At 62.9% G+C, this 15,941-nt stretch carries 18 protein-coding genes; 10 read left to right on the top strand and 8 right to left on the bottom strand.

Going from position 1 to position 15,941, the window contains the following annotated elements; genetic code table 11:
* The first annotated feature begins 155 nt into the window (after positions 1–155).
* Positions 156–449, top strand: coding sequence for a hypothetical protein (locus tag H4V96_RS22470; protein WP_348533191.1), 294 nt, complete (start codon positions 156–158; stop codon positions 447–449).
* A 2-nt stretch (positions 450–451) separates the two neighbouring features.
* Here H4V96_RS22470 and H4V96_RS04900 read toward each other — a convergent pair whose 3' ends face one another.
* Complete coding sequence (locus H4V96_RS04900; RefSeq protein ID WP_261980737.1) at positions 452–757, bottom strand: hypothetical protein; 306 nt, start codon at positions 755–757, stop codon at positions 452–454.
* A gap of 136 nt (positions 758–893) precedes the next feature.
* Entirely contained in the window at positions 894–1,235 is a 342-nt protein-coding gene (locus H4V96_RS04895; protein WP_196855280.1) for a hypothetical protein, read from the bottom strand.
* Between the two features lie 285 nt (positions 1,236–1,520).
* Here H4V96_RS04895 and H4V96_RS04890 point away from each other — a divergent pair, with 285 nt between their 5' ends.
* The 6 genes from H4V96_RS04890 to H4V96_RS04865 all read left to right on the top strand — a co-directional run bounded on the left by H4V96_RS04890 (position 1,521) and on the right by H4V96_RS04865 (position 7,280).
* Positions 1,521–1,835: a DUF4148 domain-containing protein gene (locus tag H4V96_RS04890; RefSeq protein ID WP_010395767.1), complete on the top strand. Its 315-nt coding sequence runs from the start codon at positions 1,521–1,523 to the stop codon at positions 1,833–1,835.
* A gap of 152 nt (positions 1,836–1,987) precedes the next feature.
* The gene (locus tag H4V96_RS04885) at positions 1,988–3,400 is read left to right on the top strand and encodes an efflux transporter outer membrane subunit (protein ID WP_196855281.1); all 1,413 of its coding nucleotides are present in this window, start codon (positions 1,988–1,990) and stop codon (positions 3,398–3,400) included.
* A gap of 73 nt (positions 3,401–3,473) precedes the next feature.
* On the top strand, positions 3,474–3,980 hold the full coding sequence (locus tag H4V96_RS04880; RefSeq protein WP_070345605.1) for a MarR family transcriptional regulator: 507 nt from the start codon (positions 3,474–3,476) through the stop codon (positions 3,978–3,980).
* A gap of 10 nt (positions 3,981–3,990) precedes the next feature.
* Positions 3,991–6,162 (top strand): FUSC family protein, encoded by a 2,172-nt coding sequence (locus H4V96_RS04875; RefSeq protein WP_280720732.1) that lies wholly within the window; start codon positions 3,991–3,993, stop codon positions 6,160–6,162.
* Positions 6,152–6,352: a DUF1656 domain-containing protein gene (locus H4V96_RS04870; protein ID WP_010395756.1), complete on the top strand. Its 201-nt coding sequence runs from the start codon at positions 6,152–6,154 to the stop codon at positions 6,350–6,352. The genes H4V96_RS04875 and H4V96_RS04870 overlap by 11 nt, the downstream gene beginning before the upstream one ends.
* Before the next feature lie 31 nt (positions 6,353–6,383).
* Positions 6,384–7,280 carry an efflux RND transporter periplasmic adaptor subunit gene (locus H4V96_RS04865; RefSeq protein WP_196855282.1) on the top strand — a complete coding sequence of 299 codons (897 nt, stop codon included), beginning with the start codon at positions 6,384–6,386 and terminating at the stop codon, positions 7,278–7,280.
* Positions 7,281–7,410: 130 nt separating this feature from the next.
* Here the strand turns inward: H4V96_RS04865 and H4V96_RS04860 are convergent, their stop codons facing one another.
* The 4 genes from H4V96_RS04860 to H4V96_RS04845 all read right to left on the bottom strand — a co-directional run bounded on the left by H4V96_RS04860 (position 7,411) and on the right by H4V96_RS04845 (position 11,200).
* A complete protein-coding gene (locus tag H4V96_RS04860; RefSeq protein WP_010395752.1) occupies positions 7,411–7,635 on the bottom strand; it encodes a hypothetical protein in 225 nt (74 codons plus the stop codon).
* Between the two features lie 14 nt (positions 7,636–7,649).
* Positions 7,650–8,321: a DsbA family protein gene (locus tag H4V96_RS04855; RefSeq protein WP_010395750.1), complete on the bottom strand. Its 672-nt coding sequence runs from the start codon at positions 8,319–8,321 to the stop codon at positions 7,650–7,652.
* Positions 8,322–8,467: 146 nt separating this feature from the next.
* On the bottom strand, positions 8,468–10,021 hold the full coding sequence (locus H4V96_RS04850; protein ID WP_196855283.1) for a TonB-dependent receptor: 1,554 nt from the start codon (positions 10,019–10,021) through the stop codon (positions 8,468–8,470).
* Between the two features lie 288 nt (positions 10,022–10,309).
* Positions 10,310–11,200 (bottom strand): LysR family transcriptional regulator, encoded by an 891-nt coding sequence (locus H4V96_RS04845; RefSeq protein ID WP_010395746.1) that lies wholly within the window; start codon positions 11,198–11,200, stop codon positions 10,310–10,312.
* A gap of 112 nt (positions 11,201–11,312) precedes the next feature.
* Here H4V96_RS04845 and H4V96_RS04840 point away from each other — a divergent pair, with 112 nt between their 5' ends.
* Complete coding sequence (locus tag H4V96_RS04840; protein WP_196855284.1) at positions 11,313–12,131, top strand: class III extradiol ring-cleavage dioxygenase; 819 nt, start codon at positions 11,313–11,315, stop codon at positions 12,129–12,131.
* A gap of 64 nt (positions 12,132–12,195) precedes the next feature.
* Here H4V96_RS04840 and ylqF read toward each other — a convergent pair whose 3' ends face one another.
* Positions 12,196–13,143, bottom strand: a complete 948-nt coding sequence (ylqF, locus tag H4V96_RS04835) for a ribosome biogenesis GTPase YlqF (RefSeq protein ID WP_196855285.1) — start codon at positions 13,141–13,143, stop codon at positions 12,196–12,198.
* Between the two features lie 201 nt (positions 13,144–13,344).
* On the opposite strand from ylqF, the gene H4V96_RS04830 reads away from it, so the two are divergent.
* Positions 13,345–14,142 carry a hypothetical protein gene (locus H4V96_RS04830; protein ID WP_196855286.1) on the top strand — a complete coding sequence of 266 codons (798 nt, stop codon included), beginning with the start codon at positions 13,345–13,347 and terminating at the stop codon, positions 14,140–14,142.
* Positions 14,143–14,311: 169 nt separating this feature from the next.
* On the top strand, positions 14,312–14,686 hold the full coding sequence (locus H4V96_RS04825; RefSeq protein ID WP_010395735.1) for a hypothetical protein: 375 nt from the start codon (positions 14,312–14,314) through the stop codon (positions 14,684–14,686).
* Between the two features lie 56 nt (positions 14,687–14,742).
* Here H4V96_RS04825 and H4V96_RS04820 read toward each other — a convergent pair whose 3' ends face one another.
* Complete coding sequence (locus H4V96_RS04820) at positions 14,743–15,669, bottom strand: histone deacetylase family protein (RefSeq protein WP_196855287.1); 927 nt, start codon at positions 15,667–15,669, stop codon at positions 14,743–14,745.
* Positions 15,670–15,941 lie beyond the last annotated feature (272 nt).

Raw genomic sequence — 15,941 nt, 5'->3', positions numbered from 1 at the left:
TCGCTGCGCAGCGGGGGCAGACTCTAACGCAGATGGCGCTGGCCTGAGTACTGCGCGATCCACGCGTCACCTCGACGCTGGCCGGTGCCATCAACGGTGCGCAAATCCGCAAAAGCGTGGCCGCGCTGCAGCAGTTGGCGTGTAGAGCCTTGGACTTGGCGGCCATCGACGTGCAGGCGCGGGAAGGCCACATTCACCTTTGGGAAGGTCCATCGCGGGCCGTGTCGGGCATGTACAGCATGTACGACATATACAATATATACGATATATACGACATCTACGATATATACGACATCTACGACATCTACGACATCTACGACATATACGGCGGCGACAAGGGCCGTGGCAGCAGTGGCAGCAGTGGCAGCAGTGGCAGCAGTGCCAGCAGTTCCTGCGCCCTGTCACCGCAGCGGCCCTCGCCGCCACCAAATTCAGCCGGATCGCGCTAGGCTCAGGCACCCATGCGTAACAGCGCATGTCCTACATGCTGCCACCAGTGATCGCGCGACTTGACCTGCTTGAGGCAAGACATGTCGATTTCTGCAGGGAACACGTGATCCTGGCACGCGTTCGTAGCCAGCGCATAGCGCTGATTTTCTGCTGCTGCCAGGGCCAAGACCAGCCACAATACCAGCGCCAGCAACACCACCAGCAAACTCCAGGCCAAGTGATTCGTGTTACTTTTTTCGCCAAAGAACTCGCGTGGCCGCGTCTCGCGGTACATCAACATCAAGTCTTTTTCTTTCTCTTGCGACATCTGCGTTTGCATCCTCTGACATCCTATCGTGTGTCGGCCGACTGGCCATGGCGGCGCGCGCACCGCCTTGGCCGCATTTTACGCTGATGGCGCAGCAGAAACAGCAATTCGTGGCGGCCATGCGCCACCGCCGGCATCAGCGACGTGGCAGCGGCACCGGCAGCGGCACCGGAGCAGCGCGCGCTTCATCCTCGGCTTGCTCTGCCGGGGTGACGGGCGCCAGGCGCTCGACATGATCGACATCGATGTCGCCGCCATCGGGCGCCGCGTTATGCGACTCCACGCCGGCCCGTTCGCCGGTGCCGGCCGCATCGCTGTCGCTGTCGAGTTCTTCCGCATCCTGGCCGGGCACGCCCTGCATGTCGCTGCCGCTGTCGGAACTGTCGCTGGGCCCCAGCGCGCCCTTGCCATGGCCGCTGCCCAATACGCGGTCAGAGGTGACGGGCAAATTATCCGGATCGAGTGAACTGCTGCTCATGGCTGCCTCCCATTAATAAAAAATGAGCTTACTCCCCTGACCTGGCCAGCGGCGCACGCCTGCACGGCATTTTTCCCGGCGAAAATGCGGCACCGCAGCACTATTTTCATCAATTACTTCACAAATGTAATATTCATTGCTATAGTTAACTTAAGTAAGCATCTTCTCATCCAGAAACTGCTTCATCGGCGGCACGGCGCCCACCAGCACCTTGCCACCGAAGCGACCGGTCCGTGGCGAACCGGCCCATGCACCCAGCCATCATGCACATATTGGAGTTTCATCATGCAAGCCAAATCACTCATCACAGCATTGTTTGCCATCACCACCGCTACCTCGGCTTTCGCCCAAAGCGCCGCGCCAGCCGCCAGCGAGCAACTCACGCGCGAGCAGGTCACGGCCGAATACATCCGCGCCCGCAATGCCGGCGAAATCGCCAGCAGCGAAGTCGACTACCCGAAAACGCCGGTCGCCGCCGCCAGCAAAGTGACACGCGAACAAGTCATGGCCGAGTTCTACGCCGCCCGCAAGGCTGGCCTGATCGCGCAAACGGAAGCGGACTTTGATGTAGCGCAAACGACCAAGCACGTTGTGAAATAAGAAACCAGCCAGCATCCGTGTTGCGTCAGTAAGCACTCAGTTGTGGCGCAGCACTCGAGCCTGCCCCGGCCGGGCCACTCCCGGCGCTCACCGCAGCGAGCCGTGATGCTGCCAGCAACACCCCCTACACTTAGCCACCCCGGAGTTCCTGCATGTCCCTGCACCGCCGTTTGCTTGCCGCCAGCCTGATCCTTGTCTTGAGCGCTTGCGCCGACATGGCTCATATCGCGCCGCAATCAGCCATGCTCGACGCCAACAAGCTGCAAGCGAGCAAAGCCATGCAGGCCGCTGCCATTGCCGCCATACAGTGGCCACGCACGCAATGGTGGCAAGACTTGCACGATCCCCAATTGAACCGTTTGATCGAGCAGGCGCTGGCGGACAGCCCCACCCTGCGCGGCGCCCAGGCGCGCGTGCGCCAGGCCGAGGCGCTGGCAGGCGCGTTTGAAGACAAGACCCGTCCGCAAGCCGATGCGACCGTCTCCCTCAACCGCGAGCTGTATTCGCAGCACGGCAGCACCCCGGCGCCGCTGGCCGGCAACTACGCCTGGCGCAACCAGGCCAGCGTCACCGTCGCGTACGACCTGGACCTGTGGGGCCGCAACCGCGCCGCCCTGTCCGCCGCCCTGGGCGACGTGCAGATGGCCTCGGCCGAATCGCAGATGGCCCGTCTGGCCCTGGAAACGGCGTTGCTGCGCACCTACATCGAGCTCGCGTATGCATTCCAGCTGCAGGACGTGATCGAACGCAGCCTGGCGCAGCGCGCGCGCATCCTCGACATCACGCGCCAGCGCAAGGCGGCCGGCATCGGCACCGATATTGACGTGGCGCAAATCGAAACCACCTTGCCGGCGGGACGCCGCCAGCTGGAGCAATCGGCCGAGTCGCTGGCCCTGCTGCGCAACCAGCTGGCGGCCCTGACGGGCAAGGGCCCGGGCGCCGGTGCGGCGCTCACGCGCCCCGTGCTGCGCCTGGACCAGCCACTGGCCATCCCGGCCGCCCTGCCGGCCGACCTGATCGGCCGCCGGCCCGATATCGCTGCCCAGCGCTGGCGCGTGGAAGCGGCGGCGCAGCGCATCGATGCGGCCAAGGCCGAGTTTTACCCGAACGTCAACCTGGTAGCCTTTGCCGGCTTCCAAGCCTTCGGCTTCAGCCACTTTCTTGACACCAGCTCGGAGATCCGCGGCGCCAGCCCTGCGCTAAGCCTGCCCATCTTTGCCGGCGCCCGCCTGCGCGCCCAACTGGGTAGCCAGACAGCCATCTACGACGCTGCCGTGGAGCAATACAACGCCAGCGTCATCAACGCCATGTCAGAGGTGGCGAATGCCGTCACCGAGGCGCAATCGCTGGAAAAACAGCAGCAATTGACGCTGCAGGCGCTGAGCACGGCGCAGCGTGCGCGCGACATGGCGGAAAAGACTTACAAGGCGGGCATGAGCGACGCCATTAACATGCTCAACGCGCAAGTGGCGCTGCTGGCGGAAGAACAGCAGCGGGCGCGAAATGGGGCGCGCGAGCTCGATCTCTACGTTTCCTTGATGAATGCACTGGGGGGCGGAATCTAAACTTGCAATCCTGGCATTGCCATGGCTCAACAAGATACAATCGGGACTTTATTCACACATGAAGGAATAGGACATGACCGCTTTTGACGCCACCTCCAAGCGGCTGCAAAACATCCGCACGCGCATGCCAGGTTTCCCCATGGAACTGATGCGCCTGTTGCGCATGACGTACCACATTCAAAAAGGCATGAGAGACTTGACCAATGCCGCGTTAAAGAAGCACGACTTAGTCGATGCCAGCTACATGGTGCTGGCCGTGCTGTACGGCACGGACGAGGAAACCTCGAACGCCTGCACCCTGGGCATGGCTTGCCATGAAAAGCCGGCCAATCTGACGCGCGTGTGCAACGACCTGGAAACGCGCGGCTTGATCCACCGCGGCACGCGCCCCGGCGACCGCCGCTCGGTGATGATTTCGCTGACCGACAAGGGCCGCGCCCTGATCGAAACGGCACTGCCCGACGTGTACCAGGAAACCTCTGCCCTGTACCAAGGCTTCACGGATGAAGAGCTGCAAGTGCTCGACAAGCTGTACCTGCGCCAGTTGCGCAACCTCAACAATCTCAACAACCAGAACTGATCGCCTATCGATGACGCCAGCCACAGCAACAACATTCACGCCAGGCCCCCTGAGCCGGGCGGCCCGCTGGCTGGCGCTGGCGCTGCAAGACTGGCACACGACGGAAGGCGAACGCTGGATCTACGTGCTCAAGACCCTGGTCGCCGCGTTCTGCGCCCTGTGGCTGGCCTACCGGCTGGGACTCGATTCGCCCAGCACGGCCATGACCACCACCATCATCCTGGCCTTGCCCAGCAGCGGCATGGTGCTGGAAAAAAGCTTTTACCGCCTGTGTGGCACTGTGCTCGGATGCACGGCCGCGCTGACTCTGATCGGCCTATTCCCGCAACAGCCGGTGCTGCTGTTGGCCGGCCTGGCCCTGTGGGTGGGCCTGTGCACCAGCGGCTCGGCCCTGCACCGCAACGCCCAGTCGTATGTGTATGTGCTGGCCGGCTACACCGCCTGCATGATCGTCCTGCCCGCCATCGAGCAGCCGCTGCAGGTATTTTCGCTGGCCGTCACGCGCGTGGCCGAAGTGGGCCTGGGCATCATCTGCTCGGCCGTCGTCTCGAGCGTGCTGCTGCCGCGCCACCAGGGCACGCAAGTGATGCGCTCGGTGCAGGCGCGCTACAGCAAATTGCTTACCTTTTGCCAGGACGTACTACAGCAAAAGCTCACGCCGGCGCAGGTGGAATTGACGCACCTGCAGTTTGCCGCCGACGTCGCGGCGCTGGAACTGGGCCGCTCGGCCGCCCTGTTCGAAGTGAGCAGCGCCGTGGGCCACGCGCGCGCGCAAAACCGCAAGCTGCACGCCTTCAACGCCACCTTCATGACGGCGCTGACCACTTTCTATACCTTCCACCGCCTGTTCGAACGCCTGCAGCGCGACGGCGAGACACAGGTGCTGCAAGCCTGCGCGCCGCTGTACGCCATCGTCGCCGAAGCGCTGCAGGCAACGCCCTCGCAAGGCTCGCTCGACACCATGCAGCGCCATTTGCGAGCGGCGCTGGCGCTGGCGCGCGCGGACATCGACGCGACCGGCATCGTGCATGCGCAGCGTATCGACTTCGACACGATGTGCGAACTGCTGGAACGCTACACGCGCGACATGAGCCGCTTTCACGAAGTGTATTCCAGCCTGGCGCACGATACGCCGCTGAACCTGAGCACGCCTCAGGCGTATGCGCCGAAGACGCCGCCCGCGCTGGTCATCGCCAGTGGCGCGCGCGCCGGCATCAGCCTGGCTCTGCTGGCGCTGGGCGCCTACTTCCTGGCCTGGCCGTATGCCAGCACGGCGATGCTGATGGCAGCCGTGTTCTGCGCTCTGGCCTCGTCCTCGCCGCGCCCTATCATGATGATACGCCAGGTGCTGGCGGGCTTCCTGATCGCCCTGCCGCTGTCGCTCGTGTGCGTGTATTGCGTGCTGGTGCATGGCGACGGCTTCCCCATGTTGGTGCTCAGTTTTGCGCCCTTCCTGGCCGTGGGCCTGTACCTGATGACCAATCCTGCCAAGCTGGGGGTGGGCCTGGGCATGTCGACCTTCATCACGCAGATGGCGCCGAGCAACCTGATGCATATCGATGGTGCGGCGTTCCTGAACACGGGCATGGCGCTGATCGTCGGCCTGATGCTGGCCGCCCTCGTGTTCGCCGTGCTGCTGCCCGAGCACACCATGGGCCACAAGGACCATGTCGGTCCAGCCCTGTGGCGCGAAGCGCTGCAGGCGTGCACGGCACCTGCGCACCGCGTGAAACACCGCTTCGACAACCGCGTGCGCGATCTGCTCAGCCAGCTCAATGCGGCGGCCGGGCCGGCGCCGGGCGAGGCCACGCGCGCCATCGTGCGCCAGGCTTTGACCTTGCTGGAAATCGGCCACTCGGTGATCGATCTGCGCGAACTGATCGCCAGCGCCTGCGCCAACAGCCGCGCGCGCGACGCGCTGCAACGCTGCGTGGACAGCATCGCCGCCTGGCTGCACACGCGCGGCGAAGCGCAACTGCAGGGGGCACTGGCTGCCACCTTGCAGGCAGGCGCCGTGGTGCGTGCGGCGCAAAAGGACACGGCGGCCGACGCCGCTGCCACAGCCGAACACCAACAGGAGCAAGACCTGCGCCTGCACACGGCCTTGGTCGACCTGCATTCGATCTACACCTCATTACTCGACAACATGGCGCCTGGCGCCGGAGACCGTCATGACGCGTGAATTTGCCCTGTTCGGCATTCTGATTCCTACCCTGCTACCCCTGTTCATCCTCAGCATCGGCCTGCAAACCCTGCTCGACCGCATCCTCGGATCGCTGGGCGTGTACCGCATGGTGTGGCACCCGTCACTGGCGCGGCTATGCATCTTCGTCGTCATCTTTGGCGCGCTGGCTTTATCGCTGTACCAATGATGTTCAATCTAATCAAGGAAGGGCTACCGACATGGTAAGCAAACTGACCCGCTATGCCATCACCGTGCTGCTGCTGGCTGCGGCCCTCTGGACCGGCAAGACCGTCTGGAACCGCTACATGGAATCGCCATGGACGCGCGACGGGCGCATCAAGGCCGATATCGTCAACATCAGCGCCGACGTGGCCGGCACCGTCATCGACGTGCTGGTGCGCGACAACCAGGTAGTGCAAAAGGGCGACATCCTGTTCGTCGTCGACCAGGAACGCTATGCCAGCGCGCTGGCGCAGGCCAACGCCGTGCTGGCCATGCAAAAGACAGAACAGGGCCGCCGTGGCAAGGAGGCGCAGCGCCGCGCCAATCTCGACGCCAGCATCATCTCGACGGAAAGCCGCGAAAGTGCGGCCTTTGCCGCCAGTTCGGCCTCGTCGCAAGTGCAGGCGGCGCTGGCCGCGCGCGCATTGGCCCAATTGAACCTGGATCGCACCACCGTGCGCGCCCCCGTCAGCGGCTACGTGACCAACCTGAACGTGCACAAGGGCGATTTCGCCGCCGTCGGCGCGGCCAAACTGGCCGTCATCGACAGCGCCTCGTATTATGTCGTCGGCTACTTCGAAGAGACCAAGCTAGGCATGCTGGCGCAGGACGACAAGGCGGAGATGAATCTGATGAGCGGCGCCACTCTGCATGGCCACATCGAAAGCATCGCGCGCGGCATCACCGACCGCGATGCTGCCACGGGCCGCGAATTACTGGCCGACGTCAATCCCACCTTCAACTGGGTGCGCCTGGCGCAGCGCGTGCCCGTGCGCATCCACATCGACGAGCAAGACAAGAACCAGGCCCTGGTGGCCGGCACGACTTGCACCGTCGTCATCACGCCCCATTCTGCACGCGAGTCCAAGCCAGCAACTCGGACGCATAGTTGACGCAGACGGCATGGCCATGGCTGCTATCGGGCGTCAAGAGCAGTGCCTTCATTGCCCCGGCATGCTAGTCTGGTTTCATCCTGCGCGGACAAAAAAAACCCGCGCGCGGCGGGTTCTTCGTGCAACGCATTCAATTCCTGAAATGCGTCATGGCGTAGCCCAGATGCTGCCACCAGTGCTCGCGCGACTGCACCGACGCCAGGCATTTCGCATCGATCTCGTTCTTGAACGTGGGGTCCACGCAAGCCTTGCCGGCCAGCGCATTGCGCTGGTTTTCCACGTTGACGATGGCGATCGCCAGCCACGCCAGGAGGGCGAAGGCCAGTGCGCACAAAGTCCAGGGCAGCTGTTTCATGGTGCGCTACGCGCTTACTTCTTCGCCGGCGCGGGAGCGCGCTCTTTCAGCGTGCGCGCCACCAGTTCATCCATCACGCTCAAGGTCGCGGCCTGGGTTTGCGGCTCGGACTGGCCCGGACGCGACAGCTGCGCCGGCGACGTGACGAAGCGGCCATCGATGACGATGGTCGGCGCGCTGTCGATCTTGCTGGCGGCGATCAGTTGCTCGTTGCGTTTCAGTTTGGTCTGCACGCCGAAGGAGTTGAACATGTCCAGGTATTTGGCCTTGTCGATGCCGTTTTTCACCAGCAGATCGAGGATGGCGTCATCGCGGTTCAGGCGATTGCGCTCGACGTGGATGGCGCGGAAGATCTTGTCGTGGAACTGCTCCAGCTGGCCCATCGCCTCCAAGGTGGCATAGGCCTTCGCCTGCGCGTCTTTCAGGCCGGAGAAGGCCAGGTGGATGCGGCGGAAGGCGATCTTGTCCCCCTGTTTCTTGACCCAGTCGTGCATCAGCGGATCGAGCGCATAGCAATGCGGGCAGGAATACATGAAGTACTCGACCACTTCCACCTTCTTGCCCGTGTCGGTGCGCACTGGCGTCGACAGGGTGGTAAAGCCGGTATCGGCCGCCATGGCGCCGCCGGTGGCCGCTACCAGGGTGACGGCGGCGAACAGGGGACGCAAGAAACGCAGAAAACGCATATTAATCCTTCATCATAAAGTGGTCGTGAACGGTGGCAGATTACCACTTTTTGCACTGGGCGATAAAGCTGCGGTGGAAAAATAACACTTTACGCGCTCCGTTTGCGCCTGATTAAGCCACTCTTAAGCGCCGTTACGCGTCTGCCTCAGAAATGGTAGCGCGCCGAGACGCGCAGCTGGCGCGCATCCCTGAGATAAATGCTGGAGCGGCAGCCCGGCGCAGCACCGTAATGGTGGCGGTTGGCCAGGTTGCTGCCGGCCAGTTCCAGCTCCCACGCACCAAGCTTGCGCACGTAACGCCCGTCCACACTGGCAAACGCGGGCACTTGCGCCAGGCAGCTATTGTCGAAATCGCGGCCATAGCGCAGGGCGCGCAGCCACTGCACGCCCGCATCAAAGCTGGCGCCAGCGTGCCCCGTCCAGTACAGACGCAGGCTGGCCAGGGTCTTGGGCACCAGAGCGATATCGGGACCGTCGTAGGCGTAGTCGTCATAGCGCGCATGCACTTGCCGCACCTCCACGTCGAGGCGCCAGTCGGGCGCCAGCGCCATGCTGGTCTCGATGGCGATGCCGTCGCGGCGCGAAGGGTCGAGATTGCCAGCAAAACCGAGCTGGCCCAGGCTCTGGTCGAAGACGATCTGGTTGCTCAGACGCTCGCTGAAAACGCGCACGGAAGCGCTGCGCGCCGCGTCGCCGAAGGTGGCGCCCACTTCCGTTTCACGCCGCTGCTGTCCCGCCAGCGGGCGGTAGCCGGCGCTGGTATAGCCATCATCATCGATGCGATAGCTGCATGCGGCCTTGGCGTACACGCTCAATTGCGGGTGCAGCTGCAAGCTGCCCTGCAAGTCCCAGGCGTTCTGGTTTTCCCAATCGCTGCCAGCGGCGGGCAGGTCGGCCGGATCGAGCTGGAACTGTTCATGGCGCAAGCCCAGCAGCAGGCGCGGCGCATACGCGCCGCCGAAAGCGAGCTCTTCGCGCAGCAACAGCGCGCGCGAATACTGCCGGCGCTGCGCATCGCCATCGCGGCCCGAGCGCCGCTCCCACTGCATCAGGTCCAGGCCCACTTCGGTATCCGTGCCCACGCCGCCCACCTTGCCGTAATGGCGCATGCGGGGCGCGAGTTGACGACGCCGGCTGCTGTATCGCGATTCGCTGCTGCCGTTCGCGCCCGCATAGTAGGCCGTGGCGTACTTTTCCCGCTGCGACAGTTCCACGCCGAGCTCAAAATTACCCACATAACGCTGCACGAAGGCGCTGGCGCGCCGCACTTCATAGCGATACAGGTCTTCCGGGCGGGCCGCCAGCAGGGCCAGGAACGGCGCCTCGGGCGCGCGGTAGTGGGTATCCTGGTTCAGCTGATCGGCACTGAAACCGAAACGGCCCTGGCGCAGCTTCCATTCCGCGCCAAGGTTGACGCTGCGCTGGTGGAACACGCTGCCATCGCGGTAATTGCCATTTCGCAGCCCTTCGATGGCCGCATCAAGCGACATGCCGTCCTGGTCGCGCGACAGAGCGCCGCGCACGCTATGCTGGCCACCCTGCCCCAGTTCGCTGGAGAAGTCGCCATGCGTGACGCCAGCCGCGCCGCCCCCCGGCGACGCCGCTGGCGCCACAAGCTCCTGCGCGCGCGCCGGCATGGCCAGAGCGCACAGCAGCAAGATGCGCGTGGCGATGGTCAGGGCGGACGGGGCTGGCATCATGATAGAAAGCTGGCTGCGCTGCCGCAGCACGGTAGCGCAATGGAGAGATGAAGGGATGGCAAAGGAAAAACATTATACGCACGGCGCGCGGTACCGCAAGCACCAGCCCAACGGTAGTTTCCAAGTACCGTTATCTTATTGATTATTTAGAATTTTTATTAATATATTAAAATCGGCGTCCCGCTGCTGGCGACGCAACTGGCGGCGCTGGTGCTGGCGCGGACGCGCAGCGCACGCTTGTGCGCGCTGATCGGCCTCAAGCGCTCGCTCACGTAGTTAGCGTTAGCGTTACGTCCCCAGGCGAGCTTCATCGGCCAAGAAGTCGATGAAGGTACGCACTTTCGACGATAGATAGCGGCGGCTCGTGTAGACGGCGTAGACCTTGCCGCCGGCCAACTTGAAATCATCGAATAGGCGCACCAGCCGCCCCGCCGCCAGGTCCGCCTCCGTTTGCCACGATGGCAACAGGGCGATGCCCATGCCATCGAGCGCAGCGGCGTGCAGCAAGCTTTCGTTATTACATTGCAGCACGGGCTCAAACTTCACCGTCACGCTTGCGTGTGGGCCGTCAAACCTTAATTCGTTGCCGTTTGATAACAAGGAATAGCTGATCATGGCATGCTGCGCCAGGTCTTGCGGCAACTGTGGATGCCCGGCGCGCGCCAGATAGGCGGGCGCCGCCACCAGGTGAAAGGCGATGCTGCCGATGGGCCGCGCGATCAGCGTCGGCGATGGTGCCTGGCTCACGCGCAGGGCCAGATCGAAGCCCTCTTCCACCAGGTTGACCACGCGCCCGCTCAAGTCGATGTCAAACGTTACTGCCGGGTAGCGCTCGCGGTAAGCTACCAGGGTGCGTGTAAAGATGGCGTTGGCAAACCAGACGGGGGCGCTCAGACGCAGCATGCCGCGCGGCACCACCGTCGTGCGGCCCACGGTCGCTTCCACCTCGTCGAGAGTGTCGAGCATGTCGCGGCACTGTTCAAAATACACCTTGCCGATTTCCGTCAGGCTCAGGTGGCGGCTGCTGCGGTTCAGCAGCCGCGCATCCAGATGGCGCTCCAGGTGCATCACATGCTTGCTGACCATTGCCGGCGACAGATCGAGGCGCTCGCTGGCGCGCACGAAACTGTCCAGCTCCACCACGGCGCGAAATACGCGCATGCTGCGCAAGGTATCCATGAGCACCGCATCATCAACAAAATGGAAATGATATCTGAATAATTTCGATCTTGATCAACTGAATTTGCATGACTATCATCGACAGCATCAGCCATCACCCTCAGGAGCCGCCATGCAAGAACACACATTCCCCATCTACTTCGTGTCACACGGCGGCGGCCCGTGGCCATTCATGAAAGACCAGTTCGGCGACCGCTACGCCGTGCTCGAAGCATCACTGCAAGACATCGCGCGCCAGATCGGTAGGCGTCCGAAAGCGGTCCTAGTCGTCACGGCGCACTGGGAAGGGCCGCAGTTCCTCGTCTCAGCCAGCCCGCAGCCGGGCATGATCTACGATTATTCGGGCTTCCCGCCGCACACCTATCAAATCGAGTACCCGGCGCCCGGCGCACCGGCACTGGCGGCGCAGGTAAAACAGTTGCTCGACAAGGCCGGCCATCCGGCGCGCCTGGACCACGAGCGCGGTTTCGACCACGGCACCTTCAGCGCCCTGTTCCCCATTTATCCACTGGCGGACATGCCGCTGGTGCAGCTATCGCTGCAGCACGACTACGATCCGCTGGCGCACGTCGAGGTGGGCCGCGCGCTGGCGAGCTTGCGCAGCCAGGGCGTGCTGATCATTGGCAGCGGCCTGTCCTACCATAATCTGCGCCAGTTCGGACAGGCCGGCGCCGTCGCCTCGCAACAGTTCGACACCTGGCTGCGCCAGGCGATGGCCCTGCCGCCGGCACAGAGGCTGGAACAACTGCTGGCCTGGGAAAGCGCGCCCGGTGCGCGCCAGGCCCATCCACAGGAAGACCATCTGCTGCCCCTGATGGTGGCGCTCGGTGCGGCCGAGCAAGAAGCGGCGCACGTGGTGTACCACGAGGAGAATTTTTTTGGCGCGCTGGCGGTGAGCAGTTTCAGGTTCGGAGAAGGCGCCGCCGCTTAAAAAAAAAGCCGCGACAGCCATGTCGCGGCGTTTTCCTTAGTGAAGCGGTAACTTGGGCGGCACCTTAGGTACCGCGCTTGCCGCGCGCCGCATTCTTGGCCTTTTCGGCCGCTATCTCTGCCGCTTTCGCCGCTTTTTCCGCCATTTCGGCGGCGTGCTGGGCCAGCAGGGCAGCACGCGTGTCCGGCGTTTCCAGCGAGATACGCCCAAGGATGCCGCTGCGATAGTCGAGCAGCAAGGTATGCGAGGCTTTCTCGAAATCGTAGTCGCCGCCCTTGATGCGGAAACCGCGCTTGGCGGCAATGCCTTCAACCACGCCGATGGCGTCGACTTCGCCAACCTTGGTGCCATAGCGGGTTGCCAGCATGTTCGGATAGCGCTTGAGCAATTCCTCGGCCAGGAACACGGCCACTTCCTCTTCGATCAGCGCATTAGAGCCGATGGCGTGGCTGGCCGCCAGCATCAGGCCGTCGCTAGGGATGGCGATCTTCGGCCACAGCATGCCGGGCGTGTCGACGAGGATGGTGTTCTTGTCCAGATACAGCTTTTGCTGCATTTTGGTCACGGCCGGCTCGTCGCCCACCTTGGCCACGCGCTTTTTCAGCAGCGCATTCATCAGCGTCGACTTGCCCACGTTGGGGATGCCCATGATCATGATGCGCAGTGGCTTCGTGGGCACGCCGCGGTGCGGCGCCAGCGATTTGGCCAGGTCCGGAATGCGCGCCACGTCGCCCGGCTTCTTGGTCGTCATCGCATACGCGGTCACGCCATCCTGGGCATTGAAATAGGCCACCCACGCGGCAGTAGCGGCGGGATCGGCCAGGTCGATCTTGTTGAGGATCTTCAGGCAAGGGCGCTGGCGGAACAGGCGCAACTCGTCCACCATGGGATTGCAACTGGCTGCTGGCAGGCGCGCATCCACCACTTCAATCACCAGATCGGTGTTTTCCATGGTCTCGGCCGCTTTCTTGCGGGCCGCGTTCATGTGTCCTGGGTACCATTGTATCGCCATGCTCTTGCCTTCAGTTCGTTCAATCAATCCGCTATTTTACGTGGTTGCCGCCACGACGTCCCATTTTCCGCCGCCAGCGCCGGCCATGCGACGCGGACGAGACAATTGGTGATAATTTAGCAGTTAGTTGAATGATAATATCCACAGTCCGTCCAGCCTGGCCGGTTTACCCCATTGCACGCTCAACCTGGCACGCATTCCATGCATCTCTCCCATTTCCCCGTCCTCGCCGCCCTTTGTGCCTGCCTGCTGCCGGCCATGGCCCAGGAACAAGCGGCGGCGCCCGCCGACACGGCCGGCGAGGAAGTGCAGCAACTTGTCGAGGTGCAAGGTACGCGCGATCCCGACCTGCGCCCCTACCGCACCATGCTCAAGGGACTCGACGCGTATGCCGACCACCAGCGTCTGGCGCCGGGCGCGCCGCTGCGCTTCATGCTGTTCCCGGCCACGCCGAACGCCAGGCTCGATGGCGTGACCTTGCACCTGTCGGCCGACAAGCTGTCTATCCCCGTGCCCCTGGCGGCGGACGGCAGCTTCACCTTGACGCGTGACAAGACTGCCTACGACGCGAATGCTGACCTGCTCAGCAACAAGAAACGCGACACGCTGCGCTGGCGCCCCGACATCCACACGCCGGGCCTGGCGCAGAACGTGCGCCGCCTGGGCGACTTGCGCCTGGAGTGCGAAATCCGCTGGGCCGTCGAGCAAGATGGCCTGTCTTTTGTCCAGCGCAACCTGTTCCGCATGGCAGGCGGGCCGTGCCACTCGTCGCTGATCCAGGTGCCGTTTCCCGTACTGCGCAAGCTGCTTGCGGTACAGGCGCGCTCGGGCGAGCGCACGCTCGATATCCACGTCACGCAAGACCGCCAGCGCTATGTGCCGCCCTTGCATGACCTGAACTGGGACGACAATACCTTGCTGACCATGACGTACGCCGACGACGGCAACATGACTGGAGCCGCCCGCGCAGCGCCCATCAAAGCACCGCTGCGCCAGTGATACGCAGCAGGGAAGTCAAGTCGATTAGTTCCGCAAGGATCTTTATATTTACTGCAAGCAACAAAAAAGTGTGCTCTAATATCGCCTCTTAAATTAAAAGCAATTATTTCCAGGCTAGCGACACCAGGTGCAGGGAAATACGCGCTGGGTAAAGCTCGATATGATGATAATGGAACACACTGGCGTGGCGCCAGCGACGCACACGAAATGCGACGGTGCCAGCGCGCGCCCCGCCAAGGCCGTGCCGCGCCATGGCAGCATGCAGCAGTGGGAGAAACAATGCCGGCAGTGGCAGCAGCGAGTGATGCAACTCGAAGAGCGCCTGAAACGCCAGAGCGCCGACAGCTATGGCTTGCAAATGCTGTATGACCAGCTGGTCAATGAAATCAAGCACCAGCGCGACATGTTGCAGCTCGACAGCTTCGACGCGGAGAAATCATCGCTCGTCTACACCCAAGCGTGGCACCGCTTCATGGCCGGCGACGCACTCGACTACCAGACCCACCGCCACACGCATTCGCGCAGCCTGCCCAGCTTGCTGTAGTGACAGCCCACGCAGGACAGCGCAAGCATTACAGCCCGAGCCTTATAGCCCGAGCCTTATAGCTCCGCCAGCGCCTTCACATGCGCGGCCACGCTACGGCCCAGCGACGACAGGTTATAGCCTCCTTCGAGGCAGCTGACGATGCGGCCTTTGCCATACTGCTCGGCCACGCTCATCATCTGCTGCGTCAGCCAAGTATAGTCGGCCTCCACCAAGCCCATGCCACCCACGTCGTCTTCGCGGTGGGCATCAAAACCAGCGGAAATGAAAATCATCTGCGGCTGCTGCCGGTGCAGCGCCGGCAGCCAGTGGTCGAGCACCAACTGACGCACCGCATCGCCCTTCGAGCGGGCCGGCACCGGCACGTTGACGCGCGTATCCGTGTAGGACTCGACATCACTGTAGGGATAAAAAGGGTGCTGGAAAAAACTCACCATCAGGATGCGTGGATCGTGCGCCACGGATTCGGCCGTGCCATTGCCGTGGTGCACGTCAAAGTCGACGATGGCGACGCGTTCCAGGCCGCGCACGTCGAGCGCATGCTTGGCAGCGATAGCGACATTGTTGAACAGGCAGAAACCCATGGGTTCACTGGGCCGTGCATGGTGGCCGGGCGGACGGATCGCGCAAAAGGCGTTGCTGATCTCGCCATCGATGACGGCATCCGTGGCAGTCACGGCCGAACCAGCGGCAGCGAGCGCCGCGTCGTAGCTGTGTGCGTTGAGCAAGGTATCGCCGTCGAGCGGATAGTAATCGCCCTCGGACGGCACGTTGTCGCGCACCAGACCGATGGCCATGGCGCTATGATTGCGCTCGATATCGGACAATTGCGCGCGCGCGCCGTCGCGGTGCTCGACCAGGTCGCTGATGTGCGCGAGTATCAATTGATCGTTGATGGCCTGCAAGCGGGCCGGCGATTCAGGGTGCCAGTCGCCCATTTCGTGGCGCTGACAATCGGGATGGGTATAAATGGCTGTGCTCATGCGCTGTACTGGTTACCTCTGTCTCTGCTCTCTATCCATGCCGGGAAGCGCGCCGGAATCGCTGCAAGGCATTCCTGCCTGGCGCGTTCTCGCATACAATCACCGGCTGGTCTATGCCTTCCTTGCCACTTTTGCTGTCATGCTAATCTACCACGGGCGCGTGGCGCGCGGTCGGCGCCGTTTGACCTGGTCAAAGCGATTGTAAATTAAATAATCCATGCTCCTGTGATAAAAATACTACGCTTTTAAAAATACACCAGCGAGCTGCTCAC

The organism is Janthinobacterium sp. CG_23.4 (assembly GCF_029892305.1).
Classification (GTDB): Bacteria; Pseudomonadota; Gammaproteobacteria; order Burkholderiales; family Burkholderiaceae_D; genus Janthinobacterium; species Janthinobacterium lividum_D.
Note: the sequence above shows the minus strand (reverse complement) of the source record. Positions and strands in the feature narration are given on the sequence as shown.